The sequence below is a fragment of the Pseudomonas sp. SH10-3B genome, assembly GCF_019891415.1.
GTDB lineage: Bacteria > Pseudomonadota > Gammaproteobacteria > Pseudomonadales > Pseudomonadaceae > Aquipseudomonas.
In genome coordinates, this window is sequence record NZ_JAFLXD010000004.1 from 40,355 (window position 1) to 62,154 (window position 21,800).

Here is a 21,800-nt window from a genome sequence, read left to right on the forward strand (position 1 = left end):
GACATACCGTCATCGGGAGCAAGCCCCCTCCCACATTTGATCTCCAGCGACCCTTAGTTGGCGATCAACTGCCGCAGCACATAGTGCAAAATCCCCCCCGACTTGAAGTATTCCACTTCATTCAAGGTATCGATCCGGCACAGCACCTCGACCTTCTCGCTGCTGCCATCCTCGCGGGTAATCACCAGTGTCAGGTTCATTCGCGGCACGATCTCTACTTCGGTCAGCCCGAGAATATCGATCTTCTCATTGCCGGTGAGCTTGAGCGCCTTGCGGTTCTGATCCAGCTTGAACTGCAGCGGCAGCACGCCCATGCCTACCAGGTTGGAACGGTGGATCCGCTCGAAACTCTCGGCGATCACCGCCTTGACCCCCAGCAGGTTGGTGCCCTTGGCGGCCCAGTCGCGGCTGGAGCCGGTGCCGTACTCTTGGCCGGCGATCACCACCAGCGGTGTGCCGCAGGCCTGGTACTTCATGGCCGCATCGTAGATCGGCATTTTCTCGCCGGTGGGGATGTACAGCGTATTGCCGCCTTCCTCGCCGCCGAGCATTTCATTGCGGATGCGGATGTTGGCGAAGGTGCCGCGCATCATCACTTCATGGTTGCCCCGGCGTGAGCCGTAGGAGTTGAAGTCACGCGGCTCCACGCCTTGCTCGCGCAGGTAGCGGCCGGCAGGGCTGTCGGCCTTGATGTTGCCGGCGGGGGAGATGTGGTCGGTGGTCACCGAGTCGCCCAGCAACGCCAGTACGTTGGCGCCCTTGACGTCTTTGATCACCGGCAGCGGGCCGGCAATGTCATCGAAGAACGGCGGGTGCTGGATGTAGGTGGAGTCTTTCTGCCACACGTAAGTCGCGGCCTGTGGCACTTCAATGGCTTGCCATTGCTCGTCACCGGCAAACACTTCGGCGTACTCCTTGTGGAACATGCCGGTGCTGACTTGCGCTACTGCGTCAGCGATCTCTTTGCTGCTCGGCCAGATGTCCTTCAAATACACCGGATTACCCTGCTGATCGTTACCCAGCGGTTCGCTGCTGATATCGATGCGTACGGTCCCCGCCAAGGCGTAGGCCACCACCAGCGGCGGCGAGGCCAGCCAGTTGGTTTTCACCAGGGGGTGCACGCGGCCTTCGAAGTTGCGGTTGCCGGACAGCACCGAGGCCACAGCGAGGTCGGCCTTCTGGATGGCTTTTTCAATCGGCTCAGGCAACGGCCCGGAGTTGCCGATGCAGGTGGTGCAGCCATAGCCCACGAGGTCGAAGCCAAGTTTGTCCAGATACTGGGTGAGGCCCGCGGCCTTGTAGTAGTCGGTGACCACTTTGGAGCCCGGCGCCAGGGAGGTTTTCACCCAGGGTTTGCGCGTGAGGCCTTTCTCCACGGCTTTTTTCGCCACCAACCCGGCGGCCATCATCACGCTGGGGTTGGACGTGTTGGTGCAGGAGGTGATAGCGGCGATCACCACGGCGCCGTTTTTCAGGCGATAGGTCTGGCCTTCATATTCATAGTCGGTTTCGCCCACCAGGTCGGCGTTGCCCACGGCTACACCGCCGCCGCCTTCACTTTCCAGGCGGCCTTCTTCTTTGTTGGTGGGCTTGAATTGCAGGTCGAGGAAGTCACTGAACGCCTGGCCGACGTTGGGCAGGGACACGCGGTCCTGTGGGCGTTTCGGCCCAGCGAGGCTGGCTTCGACGCTGCCCATGTCGAGGGCCAGGCTGTCGGTGAACACCGGCTCCTGGCCAGCGTTGCGCCACAGGCCCTGGGCCTTGGTGTAGGCCTCGACGAGCTTCACGGTGGCAGCCGGGCGACCGGAGAGGCGCAGGTAGTCCAGGGTCACCTCATCCACCGGGAAAAAGCCGCAGGTGGCGCCGTATTCCGGGGCCATGTTGGCGATGGTCGCGCGGTCCGCCAGCGGCAGGTCGGCGAGGCCGTCGCCGTAGAACTCGACGAACTTACCCACCACGCCTTTCTTGCGCAGCATTTGGGTGACGGTCAGCACCAGGTCGGTGGCGGTGATGCCTTCCTTGAGCTTGCCGGTGAGCTTGAAGCCGATCACTTCCGGGATCAGCATCGATACCGGCTGGCCGAGCATCGCCGCTTCCGCTTCGATCCCGCCCACGCCCCAGCCGAGCACGCCGAGGCCGTTGATCATGGTGGTGTGGGAGTCGGTGCCGACCAGGGTGTCGGGGAACGCGTAGGTGCGGCCGTCCTCGTCCTTGGTCCACACGGTGCGGCCCAGGTATTCGAGGTTGACCTGGTGGCAGATGCCAGTGCCCGGCGGTACCACGCTGAAGTTGTCGAAGGCACTCTGACCCCAGCGCAGGAAGGCGTAGCGTTCGCCGTTGCGCTGCATTTCAATGTCGACGTTCTGCTCGAAGGCGTCGGCGTTGCCGAACTTGTCGACCATCACCGAGTGGTCGATCACCAGGTCCACGGGGGAGAGCGGGTTGATGCGCTGCGGGTCGCCGCCGGCCTTGGCCACGGCGGCGCGCATGGCGGCCAGGTCGACCACGGCGGGTACGCCGGTAAAGTCCTGCATCAGCACGCGGGCGGGGCGGTATTGGATCTCGCGGTCGGACTGGCGCTCTTTGAGCCAGGCGGCAATGGCCTTGAGGTCGGCGCCGGTGACGGTCTTGTTGTCTTCCCAGCGCAGCAGGTTCTCCAGCAGCACCTTGAGGGACATCGGCAGCTTATCCAGGTCACCCAGGCTCTTGGCGGCCTCGGGCAGGCTGAAATAGTGGTAGGTCTTGTCGTCGATTTCTAAAGTTTTAAGGGTTCTCAGGCTATCAAGGGATGACATTACATGACTCCTTATGGTCCGCACGGCTACGGACCTGACGGGACGAACAGAGCTTTCAAACTAGCCCTGTTTTCAGTAGCTGGCTAATTACTGGACTCTATGGACAGAACCAAGGTTCCGAACTCGGCTATCATGCGCGCGTTTTCATGACAGGCATTGCGATAGCGCAACGTCAGTTGAGTCACCAGGAGAGTCGATGAACACCCTTTTTATGCACTGCCGCCCGGGGTTTGAGGGCGAAGTCTGTTCCGAGATCGCGGAACACGCCGCGCGCCTGAACGTTTCCGGCTACGCCAGGGCCAAGACCGGCAGCGCCTGCGCCGAATTTGTCTGCACCGAGGAAGACGGCGCCCAGCGCCTGATGCACGGCCAGCGCTTTGCCGAGCTGATCTTCCCGCGGCAGTGGGCGCGCGGGGTGTTTATCGACCTGCCGGAAACCGACCGTATCAGCGTGATCCTCGCCCACCTGCGTGAATTCCCGGTGTGCGGCAGCCTGTGGCTGGAGATGGTCGACACCAATGACGGCAAGGAACTCTCGAACTTCTGCAAGAAATTCGAAGTGCACCTGCGCAAAGCCTTGTTGAACGCCGGCAAGCTGGTGGACGACCCGAGCAAGCCGCGCCTGCTGCTGACCTTCAAAAGCGGCCGCGAAGTGTTCATGGGCCTGGCCGAGTCGAATAACTCGGCGATGTGGCCGATGGGCATCCCGCGCCTGAAATTCCCCCGTGACGCGCCCAGCCGCTCGACCTTGAAGCTGGAAGAGGCCTGGCACCACTTTATCCCCCGCGACCAGTGGGACGAGCGCCTGCATGGCGACATGACCGGCGTCGATCTGGGCGCAGCCCCTGGTGGCTGGACCTGGCAACTGGTCAACCGTGGCATGTTGGTGACCGCCATCGACAACGGCCCCATGGCCGAAAGCCTGATGGACACCGGCCTGGTGCAGCACCTGATGGCCGACGGCTTTACCTTCGTGCCCAAGCAGCCGGTGGACTGGATGGTGTGCGATATCGTCGAAAAGCCGGCGCGCAACGCGGCGCTGCTGGAAACCTGGATCGGCGAAGGGCATTGCCGCGAGGCGGTGGTGAACCTGAAGCTGCCGATGAAACAGCGTTACGCCGAGGTCAAGCGCCTGCTGGAACGTATCGAGGACGGTTTCAAGGCGCGCGGCATTCGGGTGGAGATCGGCTGCAAGCAGCTGTATCACGACCGTGAAGAAGTGACCTGCCACCTGCGTCGGCTGGTGGATGTGAAGAAAACCAAGGCCCGCTAAACTGAGCGCCGGTTTCAGGAGTAGACAATGAGCGATATTTTCGACACCGCCGTTGATGGCACCCTCGACGCAACGGGCCTCAACTGCCCGGAGCCGGTGATGATGCTGCACCAGCACATCCGCGACCTGCCGCCCGGCGGCTTGCTCAAGGTGATCGCGACCGACCCGTCGACCCGTCGCGATATTCCCAAGTTTTGCGTGTTCCTTGACCACGAACTGGTGGATCAGCAGGAGCAGGCCGGTACGTACCTGTACTGGATCCGCAAAAAACTCGACTAACACCGGTCCCTGTAGGAGCGAGCTTGCTCGCGAAGGGCGTTAACGATGACGCGGGTATCCTGAAGGAACGCGGCGCTCTCGGGTTTTTCGCGAGCAAGCTCGCTCCTACAGAGGGACGCGTTGTGCTTATGCCTTGTTGGCGCGAATGCGCCGGCGTGCACTGCGCGCCAGGCGCACCAGCAACATCCCCGCCGCACAGCTCAAGCCCACGATCAGCCCTTGCCACAAACCACTCGGGCCGCTGGGTTCGCCCAACCAGTGGGTCAGCCCCAGGGCGTAACCCACCGGCAGCCCGACGCCCCAGTAGGCAAACAGGGTCAGCACCATGGTCACGCGGGTGTCCTGGTAGCCCCGCAGGGCGCCGGCGGCGGTGACCTGGATCGAATCACTGAACTGGAACAGCGCGGAAAACACGATCAGCGTCGATGCCAGGTGGATGACGATAGGGTCCGGGGTGTAGATCGCCGCAATCTGCTCGCGAAACACCAGCATCAGGCTGCACGACAGGCAGGCGTAAGCCAGCGCCGTGCCCATGCCGACCCCGGCGGCGAAACGTGCTTCACGCGCCTCGCCACGCCCCAGGGCCTGGCCGACGCGCACGGTGACGGCCATGCTCAAGGAATAGGGGATCATGAACACCAGTGAGCTGACATTCAGGGCAATCTGATGCCCCGACACAATGGTGGCGCCGAGGCTGCCGAGCAGCAGTGCGATCACCGCGAAAATGCTTGATTCGGCAAAGATCGCGATGCCAATCGGCAGGCCAATCCCCAGTACGCGCTTGATCACCGACCACTGCGGCCAATCGAAGCGCTTGAACAGTTCGCTGCTCTGGTAGGCCGCGCCCCAACGGGTCCAACCGGCCATGCCGAGCATCATCACCCACATCGCAATCGCCGTGGCCCAACCGCAGCCCACGCCACCCATCGCCGGCACGCCCAGGTGGCCGTAGATGAAGATGTAGTTCAGCGGAATATTCAACGCCAGCCCGCACAGGCCCATGGCCATGCTGGGCAGCGTACGGCCCAGGCCATCACTGAAACAGCGCAGCACGTAATACAGGGCAACGGCGGGCATACCGGCGGCGATGCCATGCAGGTAGCCCATGGTGGGGGCAATCAGGTCCGGCTCAACCTTCATGGCATGCAGGATCGGCTCGGCGCAGAGCAACAGCAGCGCGCCGATGATGCCGACCACCACGGCCAGCCACAAAGACTGACGCACCAACGGCCCGATTTCGCCGTAGTGGCCCGCACCGTAGCGTTGGGCGACTTTGGGCGTGGTGGCCAGCAGGGTGCCGGTCATCAGCAGGTACACCGGAATCCAGATCGAGTTGCCCAGGCCCACCGCTGCCAGGTCCTGAGGGCTGACGCGTCCGGCCATCACCGCATCGACGAAGCTCATGGCGGTGGTTGCCAGTTGGCCGACCATGATCGGCAGCGCGAGCGTCAGCAGGCCGCCCACTTCCCGGCTGATGCGGGCGGGGCGGGTGAGGGGGGCAGTGGCAGTGTTCACGTACGGGAGTCCAGTTAAGAGTGGCGCAAGGCCGCGGATTCTACGCCTTGACGTAACGGTCAGGAAAAAACCTGTGTTAGGGATTTGTAAGCGAGCTGCGAGGCCACCGCATATCCAGTGTGGGAGGGGGGCTTGCTCCCTCCTACATTGAAGATCGCATCCCTGTACACTGCTCATCCGCCAAAGGAGCCTGCCATGCTGATTGTTGCCGACGAAAATATCCCGCTGCTCGATGAGTTCTTCCATGGATTTGGCGAGATTCGCCGCGTGTCCGGCCGCTCCATCGACCGCGCCACCGTCGAACAGGCCGATGTACTGCTGGTGCGCTCGGTGACCAACGTCAACCGCGCCCTGCTGGACGGCAGCAAGGTGCGTTTTGTCGGCACCTGCACCATCGGCACCGACCACCTCGACCTCGATTACTTCAAGCAGGCCGGAATCCAGTGGTCCAGCGCTCCCGGCTGTAATGCCCGGGGTGTGGTGGACTATGTGCTCGGCAGCCTGCAGACCCTGGCCGAGATCGAGGGTGCTGACCTTAATCAACGCACCTACGGCGTTGTGGGTGCCGGTGAGGTCGGTGGGCGGCTGGTCAGGGTGCTCAAGGGGCTGGGCTGGAACGTGTTGGTGTGCGACCCGCCGCGACAGATTGCCGAGGAAGGGGATTACGTCAGCCTGGAGCAGATCATCGAGCAATGCGATGTCATCAGTCTGCACACACCGTTGACCAAGTCCGGCAATGGTTCCACCTGGCACCTGTTTGATCGCGACCGTCTCAACCGCCTCAAACCCGGCACCTGGCTGATCAACGCCAGCCGTGGCCCGGTGGTGGACAACGCCGCCCTGCGCGACGTGCTGCTGGAGCGCGAAGACCTGCAAGCGGTGCTGGACGTGTGGGAAGGCGAGCCCGAGGTGGACGTCGACCTGGCCGACCTGTGTGTATTGGCCACGCCGCATATCGCCGGTTATAGCCTTGACGGCCGGCAGCGCGGTACGGCGCAGATCTATCAGGCGTTCTGCGCGTACCTGGGGCAGGAACCGGGTATTCAGTTGAGCGATTTGTTGCCGCCAGCGTGGTTGGCCGAGGTGCATTTGAACGCATCGACCGACCCCGCCTGGGCGCTCGCGACGTTGTGCCGCAGCGTGTACGACCCGCGCCGTGATGATGCGGATTTTCGCCGTAGTCTGGTGGGAACAGTGGAGGAGCAGCGCAAGGCGTTCGACCTTTTACGCAAGGGCTACCCGGCGCGCCGCGAGATTGACGCTTTGAAAGTGCGCATCAACGGCGAGTCAGCGGTGTTGTCGAGAATTGTGTCCGCATTGGGCGCGGAAACCGTTTAAACACCGAATAAAAAACCCGGCCACCTGGGCCGGGTTTGAAAGAACGTGGCGCTTCAGCCTTGCTGGGCAGGCTTGACCAGTCGCTGTTCCAGCTCGCGGCACGCTTGCTGGATCATCTCTTCGGTAATCTGCACTTCGCGGCCCTGGGCGTCGATCACGGAGCAAGGCAATTGCTGCGGCTGGCGGATCACTTCAATTTTGGCATCGCTGCTATTTTGCAAGGTCATGGCCTGTCTCCTCATCAGGTTGTGTACCTACTCTGAACCCCCCGCGTGACCGCGCTGTTACAACTCCCTGCGAGATCACCGGTTCGAACGCTCACTCCAGCAGAAACCGCTACAAATTTCCAGTTGAACGTTAGACCGATAGCCTCTAGGGGCCAGCATCGGTGGGCATAATTAATCTGACTCATTGCTGTTACGAAAGTTGTTATTTGCCCAAGTTCCCCCAATGTGTGTGTACACGTTCCTCATCGGTGATGCCCTCCATGCTCTCAGTCCGTCAACGCCGCGCGATCCGCCTGGCCAGCCGCTTTGTCGCGCCCTACCGCTGGCAGGCACTGGGTGCCCTGGTGGCGCTTATCGTCACGGCTGGCATCACCTTGTCCATGGGCCAGGGCATTCGGCTGCTGGTGGACCAGGGCTTTATGACCCAGTCACCACACCTGCTCAACCAGTCCATCGGCCTGTTCATGGTGTTGGTGCTGGGCTTGGCCGTGGGCACGTTTGCGCGGTTTTACCTGGTGTCGTGGATCGGTGAGCGGGTGGTGGCGGACATTCGCCGGCAGGTCTTCAACCACCTGATCTACCTGCACCCGGGTTTCTACGAAAACAACCGCAGCTCGGAAATCCAATCGCGGCTGACCACCGACACCACCTTGCTGCAATCGGTGATCGGTTCGTCGCTGTCGCTGTTCCTGCGTAATGCCTTGATGGTGATCGGCGGCATCGTGCTGCTGTTCATCACCAACCCCAAGCTCACCAGCATTGTGGTGGTGGCGCTGCCGCTGGTGCTGGCGCCGATCCTGATTTTCGGCCGCCGCGTGCGCAGTTTGTCGCGCCTGAGCCAGGACCGTATCGCCGATGTGGGCAGCTACGTCTCCGAGACCCTCGGCCAGATCAAGACCGTGCAGGCCTATAACCACCAGGTGCAGGACGAACAGCGCTTTGCCGTGACCGTTGAAGAGGCGTTCACCACCGCACGCAAGCGCATCGCCCAGCGCGCCTGGTTGATCACCCTGGTGATCATGCTGGTACTCGGCGCTGTGGGCGTGATGCTTTGGGTCGGCGGCATGGATGTGATCAGCGGGCGCATTTCCGGCGGCGAGCTGGCCGCGTTTGTGTTCTACAGCCTGATCGTCGGCAGCGCCGTCGGTACCCTGAGCGAAGTCCTCGGTGAACTGCAGCGGGCCGCCGGTGCGGCGGAGCGCATTGGTGAGCTGTTGCAGTCGAGTAACGAGATCCAGGCGCCTGCCACTGGGGGTGTGTCGTTGCCGGAGCGCGTCAGCGGTCGCATGGAGTTGCAGGACCTGCGCTTTTCCTACCCTTCGCGGCCGGACAGCTACGCCATCGACGGCCTGAACCTGAGCATCAATCCTGGCGAAACCCTGGCGCTGGTGGGCCCGTCCGGCGCGGGCAAGTCGACGCTTTTCGACCTGTTGCTGCGCTTCTACGATCCTCAGCAAGGCCGCATCCTGGTCGAGGGCCAGGCGCTGACCGATCTCGACCCCCTGGACCTGCGTCGCCACTTCGCTCTGGTGTCCCAGAGCCCGGCGCTGTTCTTTGGCAGCGTCGAAGAAAACATCCGCTACGGCAACCCAACCGCCACCCGTGAGCAAGTCGAAGCCGCCGCCCGCATTGCTCACGCCCACGATTTCATCCTGCAAATGCCCGATGGCTACCAGACCCACCTCGGCGACGGCGGCATGGGCCTCTCCGGCGGCCAGCGTCAACGCCTGGCGATCGCCCGCGCGTTGCTGGTAGACGCGCCGATCCTGCTGCTGGACGAAGCCACCAGCGCCCTGGATGCCCAGAGTGAACACCTGATCCAGCAAGCGTTGCCGCAATTGATGCAAGGGCGCACCACGCTGGTTATCGCCCATCGACTGGCGACGGTGAAGAACGCCGACCGCATTGCGGTCATGGACCAGGGCAAGCTGGTGGCGGTGGGCACGCACCAGCAACTGATTGCGAGCAATCCGCTGTATGCGCGGTTGGCGGCGTTGCAGTTCAGCGACGCCGCAGAGGTTGCAGAAAACCAGGCCTAGCACGATCTATGTGGCGAGCGGGCTTGTTGTGGCGAGCGGGCTTGCCCCGCGTTGGGCTGCGTAGCAGCCCCCAAAAACTATCAGTTGCACCGCCACGACTGGCTCAGGAGCGCTTCGCACTCCAACGCGGGGCAAGCCTGCTCGCCACAGGGATGTGGTGCGTCATTGGTCGTCAAAATACCGCTCATGCCAATCCACCAGCGGCTGTGGCGAGTTGAGCTTTTGCCCGTAGATCACCGAATAAGACAGCACGTTCTGCACATACTGGCGGGTTTCGTCGAACGGGATGCTTTCCACCCATACATCGAAACTCAGGTGGTCCGCGCCACGTAGCCATTGGCGCACGCGGCCGGGGCCGGCGTTGTAGGCGGCGGAGGCGAGGACGCGGTTGCCGTTGAACTGGCTGTGCACCTGGCTCAGGTAAGCGGCGCCGAGCTGGATGTTTTTGTCCGGGTCCAGCACCTGGGCGGGTGAGGCCAGGGGAATGCTGAATTTGCGCGCGGTGTCCTTGGCGGTGCCGGGCATCAGTTGCATCAGGCCGCTGGCGCCGACACCGGAGCGGGCGTCGTCCATGAAGGCGCTTTCCTGGCGGGTGATGGCAAACACCCAGCTGGAATGCAGGCCACGCACCTTGGCTTCGCGCACCAGGGTGTCGCGGTGGGCCATCGGGAAGCGGATATCCAGGTCATCCCAGTACTGTGCCTGGCTGATGGTGCGGATTGCCGGGAAGTACCATTTCATGTCGTAGGCCAGCTTGGCCTGGGCGACCATTTCGTCACGGTTGAAGTGGCGGCTGACGTGGTACCACTCGCGGCGACCATCCACTATCTGACCACGGGCATAGAACTCAAGGGCACGGCGTACACCTGGGGTGTTGCGCACTTTGTTCATCAGCGCCTGGCTCATCAGCAGCGGCTTGTTCTTCAATTGGTACGGGGCCTTGGAGCGATCGGCGGCGAGGAAGCCGTAGAAGTCGCGTTCTTGCGCCAGGTTCTTGTACAGCACCAGGGCTTGCGGGTTTTTCGGCTCGGCCAGTTCCAGGCTACGGGCCTGCCAGTAGCGCCAGCGGTTGGTGGTGGCCAAATCCTGCGGGAGTTTGCGCGTCAGTTGGTAGGCATCTTCCCAGCGGGCCAGGCGCAAGAGCAGGCGCAGACGCCATTCGGACACGGTGTTGTCGCGCAGCTCGGGGTCGTATTTGGTCATCACTTCAAGTGCGCGCGGGTCGAAGCGCTTGGCCAGGGTCAGGCCGATTTCGCGGGCGATTGCCACTTTTTCGTCACGGGAGAAGTGCATGCTGCTGGCGTAACCGTCGAGCAGGGCCATGGCCTTGTCCGGATCCTGGCGTGCCAGGCGGCGCAGGCCCAGGCCCACGGCGTCAGACATCGCCTCAGTGGCCGGCAGGAAGCGCGACGGGTCGCTGAGCATGTCAGGCTTTTGCGCCACGTCCACCATCAGGCGGCCCTGGGCACCCAGGGTCGGCAGGGTTTTTACCAGGCTGTTGGCCAGCGGGTAATTGCGTGCTTCGGCGGCGAGTTTGGCGCGGTCCCAGATTTTTTGTTCGGTGAGTTGGCCGTCCGCGGCCCACTGGCCGAAGGTGGCATCACAGGCGGCCGGCTGGGATTTGCCGGTCATCCACAGTTTTTCGGTGGTTTTGTAGCCTTCAGCCTTCAAGTTGTGGGTCAGTTGGAACTGGCCATGCAGGCAGTCCAGCTCGACGAAATTGAGTTTGGGGTCGTAGTACTTTTCAAAGGTCTGCCAGTCGCCACGGTCGGCCAACCAGCGCAACCAGCGCAGTTTCATCCAGTTGGCCTGGGGCAGGTCGCCGTTCTTGGCGAGAAATTGTTCGATTTCCTCGTTGCTGGCGGTTTTCAGCCGGGCGGTCAGTTCGTCGTAGGCCAGGTAGGGTGTCAGCGGGTAGTCCGCCAGGGCCTGGCTGTATTGCATGTAGGGGCCGGTATCACCCTTGGCCAGGGCGCGTTTGGCTTCATCGTAATATTGACGTTGGGTGGTGAGGTCCACGGCCTGGGCGGATTGAACGGCGGTGGCGGAAAGAAGCAGACAAGATAAAAAGTTGAAAAGGCGACTGCGCATGAGACGTCCGTGCAGAGAAATCACGACTAGCACCGGCACCGCCGACACTGATTGCCCCTAGCTTAGCCTTTTGCCAGCGACCGGCGAAAGCTTTGCCAGTGGGTTCGTTCAAGTTCGCCGGAAATGTCCTACAGAACGTGTCGGCAGCGAAAATGCTGGCCGCATCCCACCCTCAAGTCAGGTAGAATGCGCGCCCAGTTTTTGGAGAAGCGTATGACCCTGCTCAAATTCAGCGATGTGTCCCTTGCTTTCGGCGCTATGCCGTTGTTGGACAAGGTGTCCTGGCAGATCGCCCGTGGTGAGCGGGTGTGCATCATCGGCCGCAACGGCACCGGCAAGTCCAGCATGATGAAGCTGGTAAAAGGCGACCAGAAGCCCGATGACGGCTCTGTCTGGCGCGCCCCAGGCCTCAAGATTGGCGAATTGCCGCAAGAACTGCCGGTTGCCGACGGACGGACCGTGTTCGACGTGGTTGCCGAAGGCCTGGACGGTGTCGGTGAGTTGCTTGCGCAATACCATCACCTAGCGCAGAACTGCGTCACCGAAGCGGACCTGGACAAGCTGATGCATGTCCAGCAAGACCTCGAAGCCCGTGACGGCTGGCGCCTGCAGCAACTGGTCGACAGCACCCTGAGCCGCCTGCAACTGCCGGCCGACAAGACCCTCGCCGAGTTGTCCGGCGGCTGGCGTCGGCGCGTGCTGTTAGCCCAGGCCCTGGTGTCCGAGCCCGACCTGCTGCTGCTCGACGAGCCAACCAACCACTTGGACATCGGCGCCATCGCCTGGCTGGAAGAAGCCCTCAAGGATTTCCAGGGCGCCGTGCTGTTCATCACGCACGACCGTTCCTTCCTGCAGAACCTGGCGACGCGCATCCTCGAACTGGACCGTGGTGGCCTGATCGACTGGAACGGCGACTACGCCAGCTTCCTGGTGCACAAGGAAGCTGCACTGTCCGCCGAAGAAACTGCCAACGCCCTGTTCGACAAGAAACTGGCCCAGGAAGAAGTCTGGATCCGCCAGGGCATCAAGGCGCGCCGCACCCGTAACGAAGGCCGTGTGCGTGCCCTCAAGGCCCTGCGCGTTGAGCGCAGCGAACGTCGCGAACGCACCGGCAAGGCCAATATCCAGCTGGATACCGCCGATAAGTCGGGCAAGCAGGTCATGGTGCTGGAGAACGTCAGCTTCCATCACCCGGATGGCCCGTTCCTGATCAAGGACTTCTCGATGGTCCTGCAGCGCGGCGACCGTATCGGCCTGTTGGGCGCCAACGGTACCGGCAAGACCACCTTGCTCAAGCTGATGCTCAATGGCCTGAAACCGACCAGCGGCACCGTGGAAGAGGGCACGCGCATCGACGTGGCCTACTTCGACCAGTTGCGCCATCAGTTGGACCTGGAAAAAACCGTGATCGACAACGTCGCCGAAGGCCGCGATTTTATCGACATCGACGGCCAGAGCCGCCACGTACTCAGTTACCTGGGCGACTTCCTGTTCAGCCCGCAGCGTGCGCGTACGCCGGTGAAAGCCTTGTCCGGGGGGGAGCGTGCGCGCCTGCTGCTGGCCAAGCTGTTCAGCAAACCGGCCAACCTGCTGGTGCTCGACGAACCGACCAACGACCTCGATGTGGAAACCCTCGAGCTGCTGGAAGAGGTCCTGCTGACCTTCAACGGCACCGTGCTGATGGTCAGTCACGACCGGGCATTCCTCGACAACGTAGTCACCAGCACCCTGGTCTTCGAAGGTGAAGGCAAGGTGCGTGAATACGTCGGTGGTTACCAGGACTGGCTGCGCCAGGGCGGCTCGCCGCGCTTGTTGGGCGTGACCGAGAGCAAGTCCGGCAAGGCCGACCTGACCTCCGCTGTGGTTGCTCCCGTGGAAGCTGCTGCACCGACTCAGGACGCTGCGCCGGCGGCCAAGAAGAAACTCAGCTACAAGCTGCAGCGTGAGTTGGAAGCCTTGCCGGCGGATATCGACGCCAAGGAACAGCAGATCGCCGCAGTAGAAGCGGAAATGGCTGACGCGGGTTTCTACCAGCGTCCGGCGGCGGAAACCGCCAAGGTCATTGCTTCCCTGGAGACGTTGAACCAGGAACTGGAAGTGCTGGTGGAGCGTTGGGCTGAGTTGGATGCCTGAGTGATCTACACGCAATAAAAAACCCGGTGTTCATCTGATGAACACCGGGTTTTTCATATGAAATGCGGTTCAAATGTGGGAGGGGGCTTGCGCCCTCCCACATTTGAACCGCATCGGTCTTACGAACTTTTTACCAGCTTCACCGCCAATACATCGCACGGCGCACCATGCAGCACATCATTGGCGGTGGAGCCCAACAGCAACGCCAAACCGTGACGGCCATGGCTGCCGACCACGATCAGATCACAATGCTCATCCTTGGCCAGTTGGTGGATTTCCTGGCGCGGCTGGCCGTAGGTGAGGTGGGAGTTTTTCTTGGTCACTTCCGGGTATTTGACGATCAGGCGGTCAAGGCGCTCTTTGGCCTGATCAAACTGCTGTTGCTGCAATTGGGAAAGGTCCATGGGCACGTCGCCGCCAAAGGCCATGGCCATGGGCTCCACGATATGCACCAGGGACAGTTTCGCGCCACTGGCGACGGCGAAGGCGCGGGCGCGCTTGATCACTGGATCGCACTCTTCGGTCAGGTCTACGGCGACCAGAATATGTTCGTAGGACATGGGGCGTTCCTCCAGGGGACTGCAATAGATTCAGTATGGCTGCTTTCAAGCGGATAGGGTTGCGTCGGGTCAAATCCGCTCATCAGAAAAATCGGGAGTACACATATGACGGTCTGGATAGTGGTGTCAATCCTTGTCGTGGTTCTGAGCCCTCTGGCATGGCTGCGTCCATCGCGCCATCAGAGCGGGCGCATGGCCCTGCGCATGGAGGCACGCCGCATCGGCCTGGCCATGCAACTGGCGCCCCAGGAGTGGCCGCACTGGCTCAAGCAGGAGCCGCCGAGCCCGTGTGCGCAGTACTGTCGGCCACGGCGCGGCAGTGCGCCGGCGCTCTGGAGTTACTGGCAGTTGGAGCCGGGGGTGTGGGTCAATCAGTGGCGCGAAGTGTGTGTCGATGAGAAGTTGTTGCCGCATTTTGCAACGCTGCCGGCGAATGTCTACAAGGTCGAGGCCGACAAGCAAATGATCGCCCTTTACTGGGGCGAGAAGGGTGAGGCGAGTGATCTGCTGGCCATTGATAAATTGCTCAAGACCCTGGCCTGATGCTTCAGTGTTAAACGCCAGGCAATAAAAAGCCCGAAAGCATCATCGGGCTGGAGTTGGCCAGGCAGGCCGGTAAATCTGTGTTTGCAACACCGGATGTTCATCCGGGCGCGTTACGGTTGTCGCTAGCCTAGCGGCATATCCGATCCTGTACAGCGGTTTCGCCTATATTTTCCATTATTGATTTCGTGAATATTTAAATATTGACGAATCGCGAGCCTGTGCCTGGGGTTCTGAAATGACTGGAAAGTCGCGTTTTTCCTAGCCTTTCGAGCGATTGACAATTGCTCGGAATTGGATGAAGGTGGCGTACCCAAATCAAACGGGCGTATGAATTGAGCGTTTGTCTGTCAGACCGCTCATACAGAACCCCGACTATCGCATTGGCGGGTGTGCCTGGCGGATTGGCCTGAGCATTGACGAAATTATCAATGTCCAAGCATAGGCCAGCGTCCAATGTGTACTGTTCAGCTTCCATATCGTGGAGATCAGTTGATGATTTACGAAGGTAAAGCCATCACGGTTAAGGCTCTTGAAAGTGGCATCGTCGAACTGAAGTTCGACCTCAAGGGTGAGTCCGTCAACAAGTTCAACCGTCTAACCCTGAACGAACTGCGTCAGGCCGTAGACACCATCAAGGCTGATGCATCGATCAAAGGCGTGATCGTCTCCAGCGGCAAGGACGTGTTTATCGTCGGCGCTGACATCACCGAATTCGTCGACAACTTCAAGCTGCCCGATGCCGAGCTGGTGGCTGGCAACCTCGAAGCCAACAAGATTTTCAGCGATTTCGAAGACCTCAACGTACCGACCGTTGCCGCGATCAACGGCATCGCGTTGGGCGGTGGCCTGGAAATGTGCCTGGCGGCGGACTTCCGCGTCATGGCGGCCACGGCCAAGATCGGCCTGCCTGAAGTCAAATTGGGCATCTACCCAGGCTTCGGCGGCACCGTACGTCTGCCGCGCCTGATCGGTGCCGACAACGCCATCGAGTGGATTGCCGCCGGCAAGGAAAACCGTGCCGAAGACGCGCTGAAAGTCGGTGCCGTCGACGCTGTGGTGGCTCCGGACAAACTGGCCGAAGCCGCGTTGAACCTGATCAAGGGCGCCATCAGCGGCGAATTTGACTACAGGGCCAAACGTCAGCCGAAGCTGGAAAAACTCAAGCTCAACGCCATCGAACAAATGATGTCGTTCGAAACCGCCAAGGGTTTCGTGGCTGGCCAGGCCGGCCCGAACTACCCGGCGCCGGTTGAAGCGATCAAGACCATCCAGAAGGCCGCGAACTTCGGTCGCGACAAAGCCCTGGAAGTGGAAGCAGCAGGCTTCGTCAAACTGGCCAAGACCTCGGCCGCCCAGAGCCTGATCGGCCTGTTCCTGAACGACCAGGAACTGAAGAAAAAGGCCAAGGCCTACGACGAAATCGCCAAGGACGTGAAACAGGCTGCCGTACTCGGTGCCGGTATCATGGGCGGCGGTATCGCCTATCAGTCGGCGTCCAAAGGCACGCCGATCCTGATGAAAGACATCAACGAGCACGGTATCGAACAGGGCCTGGCCGAAGCCGCCAAGCTGCTGGTTGGCCGCGTTGATAAAGGTCGCATGACGGCTGCGAAGATGGCTGAAGTGCTTAACGGCATTCGTCCTACGTTGTCCTACGGCGATTTCGGCCATGTCGACCTGGTGGTCGAAGCGGTTGTCGAGAATCCGAAGGTCAAGCAGGCGGTACTGGCTGAAGTTGAAGGCCACGTCAAAGACGACACCATCCTGGCGTCGAACACCTCGACCATTTCCATCTCGCTGCTGGCCAAAGCCCTCAAGCGTCCGGAAAACTTCGTCGGCATGCACTTCTTCAACCCGGTGCACATGATGCCGCTGGTGGAAGTGATCCGTGGCGAGAAGTCCAGCGAGCTGGCGATTGCCACCACCGTTGCCTACGCCAAGAAAATGGGCAAGAACCCGATCGTGGTCAACGACTGCCCGGGCTTCTTGGTCAACCGCGTGCTGTTCCCGTACTTCGGCGGTTTCGCCAAGCTGGTGAGTGCCGGTGTGGACTTCGTGCGCATCGACAAGGTCATGGAAAAATTCGGCTGGCCTATGGGCCCGGCGTACCTGATGGACGTGGTCGGCATTGACACCGGCCACCACGGTCGTGACGTGATGGCTGAAGGCTTCCCGGACCGTATGAAAGACGACCGCCGCTCGGCGATCGACGCGCTCTACGAGGCCAAGCGCCTGGGCCAGAAGAACGGCAAAGGCTTCTACGCCTACGAGGCGGACAAGAAGGGCAAGCAGAAGAAAGTGGCCGACCCATCGGTGCACGAAGTACTCGCGCCGGTCATCTACGAGCAGCGTGAGGTGTCCGACGAGGACATCATCAACTGGATGATGATCGCCCTGTGCCTGGAAACCGTGCGTTGCCTGGAAGACGGCATCGTTGAAACCGCCGCCGAAGCCGATATGGGCCTGGTGTACGGTATTGGTTTCCCTCCATTCCGTGGTGGTGCGCTGCGTTACATCGATTCGATCGGTGTGGCCGAGTTCGTTGCCCTGGCTGATCAATACGCTGATCTGGGCCCGCTGTACCACCCGACCGCGAAGCTGCGTGAGATGGCCAAGAACGGCCAGCGCTTCTTCGGTTAAGTGCCCAGACGACTAGAGCGAGAATATTTATGAGCTTGAATCCAAGAGACGTCGTGATTGTCGACTTCGGTCGTACTCCGATGGGCCGCTCCAAGGGCGGCATGCACCGCAACACCCGCGCTGAAGACATGTCGGCGCACCTGATCAGCAAGCTGCTGGAACGCAACGTCAAGGTCGACCCGAACGAAGTCGAAGACGTGATCTGGGGCTGCGTCAACCAGACCCTGGAGCAGGGCTGGAACATCGCGCGCATGGCGTCGTTGATGACGCAGATCCCGCACACGGCAGCCGGCCAGACCGTCAGCCGCCTGTGTGGCTCGTCCATGAGTGCGCTGCACACCGCCGCCCAGGCGATCATGACCGGCAACGGTGATGTGTTTGTGGTCGGTGGCGTGGAGCACATGGGCCACGTCAGCATGATGCACGGCGTCGATCCTAACCCGCACATGTCGCTGTACGCGGCAAAAGCCTCGGGCATGATGGGCCTGACCGCGGAAATGCTCGGCAAGATGCACGGCATTACCCGTGAAGCCCAGGATGCATTCGGCGTGCGTTCCCACCAGCTCGCCCACAAGGCGACCGTGGAAGGCAAGTTCAAGGATGAAATCATCCCGATGAACGGCTACGACGAGAACGGTTTCCTGAAACTGTTCGACTACGACGAAACCATTCGTCCGGATACCACCCTGGAAAGCCTGGCGGCCCTCAAGCCTGCTTTCAATCCGAAAGGCGGCACCGTGACGGCAGGTACTTCGTCGCAAATCACCGACGGCGCCTCGTGCATGATCGTGATGTCGGCGCAGCGTGCCCAGGACCTGGGTATCCAGCCGCTGGCGGTGATTCGTTCGATGGCGGTGGCGGGTGTGGACCCGGCAATCATGGGCTATGGTCCAGTACCGGCGACACAAAAAGCCTTGAAGCGCGCGGGCCTGACCATCTCCGATATCGACTTCTTCGAGCTCAACGAAGCTTTCGCTGCACAGGCCCTGCCGGTGCTGAAAGATTTGAAAGTACTCGACAAGATGAACGAGAAGGTTAACCTGCACGGCGGTGCGATTGCCCTGGGCCACCCATTCGGTTGCTCCGGTGCGCGTATTTCCGGCACTTTGCTTAACGTGATGAAGCAAAATGGCGGTAACCTTGGGGTTGCAACCATGTGCATTGGTCTCGGCCAAGGCATTTCCACCGTCTTCGAACGCGTCTAAGCGTTGAGTTGACGGAAGCCGGGGCCCAGTGCCCCGGTTTTTGTTTTTTGGAATTTTTAATATTTTTTTTCAACAAATTTTATAAGGGGCCAGAGCATGAAAGTCGAACCAGGGCTCTACCAACATCATAAAGGTCCGCAGTACCGCGTTTTCAGCGTGGCACGGCATTCCGAGACCGAAGAAGAAGTGGTGTTCTACCAAGCACTGTATGGCGATTACGGCTTTTGGGTGCGCCCCTTGAGCATGTTCCTGGAGACCGTCGAAGTTGACGGCGAGCAGGTCCCGCGCTTTGCTTTGGTCCAGGCCGAACCCAGTCTTTTTTCAGGGCAATAACGGCAGGCCGCGCAGAATGCTGCGCTTGACCTCACCTTGTTGCCACTATATATAGCGTTGCCGCGTCAGGCGCCAACTGCCTTTCACTTCTCGAATTCAGGAATTTTCCGATCCATGGGCAAATCGCTGGTCATTGTGGAATCCCCGGCTAAGGCCAAGACCATCAACAAGTACTTGGGCAACGAGTACGTGGTGAAGTCGAGTATCGGCCATATCCGAGACCTGCCCACCAGCGGTTCGGCTAGCGCCAGCAAGGAGCCTGCCGCCAAGCGCGGCAAGGCGGCTGCGGGCGAAGGCCCGGTGCTCACGCCTAAAGAGAAAGCGCGCAAGCAGCTGGTCTCGCGCATGGGTGTGGACCCGGACCATGGCTGGAAGGCCAAGTACGAAATCCTTCCGGGCAAGGAAAAGGTCATCGAAGAGCTGCGCCGGCTCGCCAAAGATGCCGACACCATCTATCTCGCAACGGACTTGGACCGCGAAGGGGAAGCCATTGCCTGGCACCTGCGGGAAGCCATCGGCGGTGATGACAGCCGCTACAAGCGTGTGGTGTTCAACGAAATCACCAAGAAAGCCATCCAGGAAGCCTTCTCCAAGCCGGGCGAACTGGACATCGACCGCGTCAACGCCCAGCAGGCCCGTCGTTTCCTCGACCGCGTCGTGGGTTACATGGTCTCGCCGCTGCTGTGGGCCAAGATCGCCCGCGGCCTGTCCGCTGGTCGTGTGCAATCGGTAGCGGTCAAGCTGGTGGTGGAGCGTGAGCGTGAGATCCGTGCGTTCAACCCCGAAGAATACTGGGAAGTCCACGCCGACCTGGGCACTGCCAAGGGCGCCAATGTGCGCTTTGAAGTGGCCCGCGAGAAAGGCGAGGCTTTCAAGCCGCTGAACGAAGCCCAGGCCATGGCCGCGCTGGAGAAGCTCAAGGCCTCCAGCTACAGCATCGTCAAGCGTGAAGACAAGCCGACCAGCAGCAAGCCGTCGGCACCGTTCATCACCTCCACCCTGCAACAGGCCGCGAGCAACCGCCTGGGCTTCGGGGTGAAGAAAACCATGATGATGGCCCAGCGTCTGTACGAAGCCGGCTACATCACCTATATGCGTACCGACTCCACCAACCTGTCGCAAGACGCGGTGGCGATGGCGCGCACTTATATTGAAAGCGAGTTCGGCAAGAAGTACCTGCCGGAGAAGCCGAACGTCTACAGCAGCAAAGAAGGCGCCCAAGAGGCTCACGAAGCGATTCGTCCTTCCGATGCCAACACCGAGCCAAGCAAGCTGAGCGGCATGGAACGCGACGCTGAGCGCCTCTACGAGCTGATCTGGCGCCAGTTCCTGGCTTGCCAGATGCTGCCGGCGCAATACCTGTCCACCACCGTCAGCGTAGGCGCTGGCGACTTCGAGCTGCGCGCCAAGGGCCGTATCCTCAAGTTCGACGGCTACACCCGTGTGATGCCGCAGATCGCCAAGCCAGGCGACGACGATGTGTTGCCGGACATGGCCCAGGGCGACACGTTGAAGCTGATCAAGCTCGACCCGTCCCAGCACTTCACCAAGCCGCCGGCGCGTTATTCGGAAGCCAGCCTGGTGAAAGAGATGGAGAAGCGCGGTATCGGTCGTCCTTCGACTTACGCGGCCATCATCTCGACCATCCAGGACCGTGGCTACGTCGCGCTGCACAACCGTCGTTTCTATTCGGAAAAGATGGGCGACATCGTCACCGAGCGCTTGTCCGAGAGCTTCTCCAACCTGATGGACTACGGCTTTACCGCCGGTATGGAAGAGAACCTCGATGACGTGGCCCAGGGCGAGCGCGACTGGAAAAACGTGCTCGACGAGTTCTACGGTGACTTTAAGAAAAAACTCGAAGTGGCCGAAAGCCCAGAGAGCGGCATGCGTGCCAACCAGCCGGTGATGACCGACATTCCGTGCCTGACCTGTGGCCGTCCGATGCAGATTCGTACTGCGTCCACTGGCGTGTTCCTGGGTTGCTCGGGCTACAGCCTGCCACCGAAAGAGCGCTGCAAGGCGACAGTCAACCTGGTGCCGGGCGATGAAATCGCCGCTGACGACGAGGGTGAGTCCGAGTCGCTGGTACTGCGTGGCAAGCACCGCTGCCCGATCTGCAGCACGGCGATGGATGCCTACCTGCTGGACGAGAAGCACAAGCTGCACATCTGTGGTAACAACCCGGATTGCAACGGCTACGAAATTGAAGAAGGTACCTACCGCATCAAAGGCTACGAAGGTCCGAGCCTGGAATGCGACAAGTGCGGCAGCGAGATGCAGCTCAAGACCGGCCGCTTCGGCAAGTTCTTCGGTTGCACCAACCCTACCTGCAAGAACACGCGCAAGCTGCTGAAAAGCGGTGATGCGGCGCCGCCGAAGATGGACCCGGTGAAGATGCCGGAACTCAAGTGCGAGAAGGTCAACGACACCTACATCCTGCGTGACGGCGCTTCGGGCCTGTTCCTGGCGGCCAGCCAGTTCCCGAAAAACCGCGAGACCCGAGCGCCGTTGGTGCTGGAGATCGTGCCGCACAAGGACGAGATCGATCCGAAGTACCACTTCCTGTGTGAAGCGCCTAAGAAGGACCCGGATGGTCGCCCAGCCGTGATCCGCTATAGCCGCAAGACCAAGGAGCAGTACGTGCAGACTGAAGTGGACGGCAAGCCTACCGGCTGGAAAGCGTTCTACGACGGTGGCAAGTGGAAGGTCGAGGACAAGCGCCAGGGCGCTTGATCCGCTAGTCTGTTAACGCTAAAAGCCGTCTGTATAGACGGCTTTTGCTTGCTGTGGGAACGAGGAGGGCGCCTGGTCCTCGCTCGCGAA

The 21,800-nt window shown here is 61.1% G+C and carries 15 protein-coding genes; 10 read left to right on the forward strand and 5 right to left on the reverse strand.

Annotation, left to right across the window (positions count from 1 at the left end; translation table 11 throughout):
* Positions 1–53: 53 nt before the first annotated feature.
* Complete coding sequence (acnA, locus tag J1G35_RS04445; protein ID WP_223013755.1) at positions 54–2,795, reverse strand: aconitate hydratase AcnA; 2,742 nt, start codon at positions 2,793–2,795, stop codon at positions 54–56.
* A gap of 196 nt (positions 2,796–2,991) precedes the next feature.
* On the opposite strand from acnA, the gene rlmM reads away from it, so the two are divergent.
* Together rlmM and tusA are read left to right on the forward strand one after the other, a co-directional pair.
* Positions 2,992–4,068, forward strand: a complete 1,077-nt coding sequence (rlmM, locus tag J1G35_RS04450) for a 23S rRNA (cytidine(2498)-2'-O)-methyltransferase RlmM (protein WP_223013757.1) — start codon at positions 2,992–2,994, stop codon at positions 4,066–4,068.
* A gap of 27 nt (positions 4,069–4,095) precedes the next feature.
* Positions 4,096–4,347 (forward strand): sulfurtransferase TusA, encoded by a 252-nt coding sequence (tusA, locus tag J1G35_RS04455; protein ID WP_065928166.1) that lies wholly within the window; start codon positions 4,096–4,098, stop codon positions 4,345–4,347.
* A 126-nt stretch (positions 4,348–4,473) separates the two neighbouring features.
* Here the strand turns inward: tusA and J1G35_RS04460 are convergent, their stop codons facing one another.
* Positions 4,474–5,862 carry an MATE family efflux transporter gene (locus J1G35_RS04460; protein ID WP_223013759.1) on the reverse strand — a complete coding sequence of 463 codons (1,389 nt, stop codon included), beginning with the start codon at positions 5,860–5,862 and terminating at the stop codon, positions 4,474–4,476.
* 195 nt (positions 5,863–6,057) lie between these two features.
* Here J1G35_RS04460 and pdxB point away from each other — a divergent pair, with 195 nt between their 5' ends.
* Positions 6,058–7,200: a 4-phosphoerythronate dehydrogenase PdxB gene (gene pdxB / locus J1G35_RS04465; RefSeq protein WP_223013761.1), complete on the forward strand. Its 1,143-nt coding sequence runs from the start codon at positions 6,058–6,060 to the stop codon at positions 7,198–7,200.
* A 53-nt stretch (positions 7,201–7,253) separates the two neighbouring features.
* On the opposite strand, the gene J1G35_RS04470 is transcribed toward pdxB, so the two are convergent.
* Entirely contained in the window at positions 7,254–7,427 is a 174-nt protein-coding gene (locus J1G35_RS04470) for a PA1571 family protein (protein WP_053136589.1), read from the reverse strand.
* Between the two features lie 251 nt (positions 7,428–7,678).
* On the opposite strand from J1G35_RS04470, the gene J1G35_RS04475 reads away from it, so the two are divergent.
* A complete protein-coding gene (locus J1G35_RS04475; protein WP_223013763.1) occupies positions 7,679–9,466 on the forward strand; it encodes an ABC transporter transmembrane domain-containing protein in 1,788 nt (595 codons plus the stop codon).
* Positions 9,467–9,628: 162 nt separating this feature from the next.
* On the opposite strand, the gene J1G35_RS04480 is transcribed toward J1G35_RS04475, so the two are convergent.
* Positions 9,629–11,557 (reverse strand): transglycosylase SLT domain-containing protein, encoded by a 1,929-nt coding sequence (locus J1G35_RS04480; RefSeq protein ID WP_223013765.1) that lies wholly within the window; start codon positions 11,555–11,557, stop codon positions 9,629–9,631.
* 213 nt (positions 11,558–11,770) lie between these two features.
* Between J1G35_RS04480 and J1G35_RS04485 the strand changes: the two genes are divergently transcribed.
* Positions 11,771–13,690: an ATP-binding cassette domain-containing protein gene (locus J1G35_RS04485; RefSeq protein WP_223013772.1), complete on the forward strand. Its 1,920-nt coding sequence runs from the start codon at positions 11,771–11,773 to the stop codon at positions 13,688–13,690.
* 119 nt (positions 13,691–13,809) lie between these two features.
* On the opposite strand, the gene J1G35_RS04490 is transcribed toward J1G35_RS04485, so the two are convergent.
* Positions 13,810–14,250, reverse strand: coding sequence for a universal stress protein (locus J1G35_RS04490; protein WP_223013774.1), 441 nt, complete (start codon positions 14,248–14,250; stop codon positions 13,810–13,812).
* A 105-nt stretch (positions 14,251–14,355) separates the two neighbouring features.
* Here J1G35_RS04490 and J1G35_RS04495 point away from each other — a divergent pair, with 105 nt between their 5' ends.
* From J1G35_RS04495 to topA, 5 genes are all read left to right on the forward strand, one after another.
* Positions 14,356–14,793, forward strand: a complete 438-nt coding sequence (locus tag J1G35_RS04495) for a hypothetical protein (protein ID WP_223013775.1) — start codon at positions 14,356–14,358, stop codon at positions 14,791–14,793.
* A 495-nt stretch (positions 14,794–15,288) separates the two neighbouring features.
* Entirely contained in the window at positions 15,289–17,436 is a 2,148-nt protein-coding gene (gene fadB, locus J1G35_RS04500; RefSeq protein ID WP_053136572.1) for a fatty acid oxidation complex subunit alpha FadB, read from the forward strand.
* A 29-nt stretch (positions 17,437–17,465) separates the two neighbouring features.
* Positions 17,466–18,641 (forward strand): acetyl-CoA C-acyltransferase FadA, encoded by a 1,176-nt coding sequence (gene fadA / locus J1G35_RS04505; RefSeq protein ID WP_026136849.1) that lies wholly within the window; start codon positions 17,466–17,468, stop codon positions 18,639–18,641.
* A 96-nt stretch (positions 18,642–18,737) separates the two neighbouring features.
* Positions 18,738–18,974 carry a DUF1653 domain-containing protein gene (locus J1G35_RS04510; RefSeq protein WP_223013777.1) on the forward strand — a complete coding sequence of 79 codons (237 nt, stop codon included), beginning with the start codon at positions 18,738–18,740 and terminating at the stop codon, positions 18,972–18,974.
* 114 nt (positions 18,975–19,088) lie between these two features.
* Complete coding sequence (gene topA / locus J1G35_RS04515; RefSeq protein ID WP_053136569.1) at positions 19,089–21,710, forward strand: type I DNA topoisomerase; 2,622 nt, start codon at positions 19,089–19,091, stop codon at positions 21,708–21,710.
* The last annotated feature ends 90 nt before the right edge of the window (positions 21,711–21,800 follow it).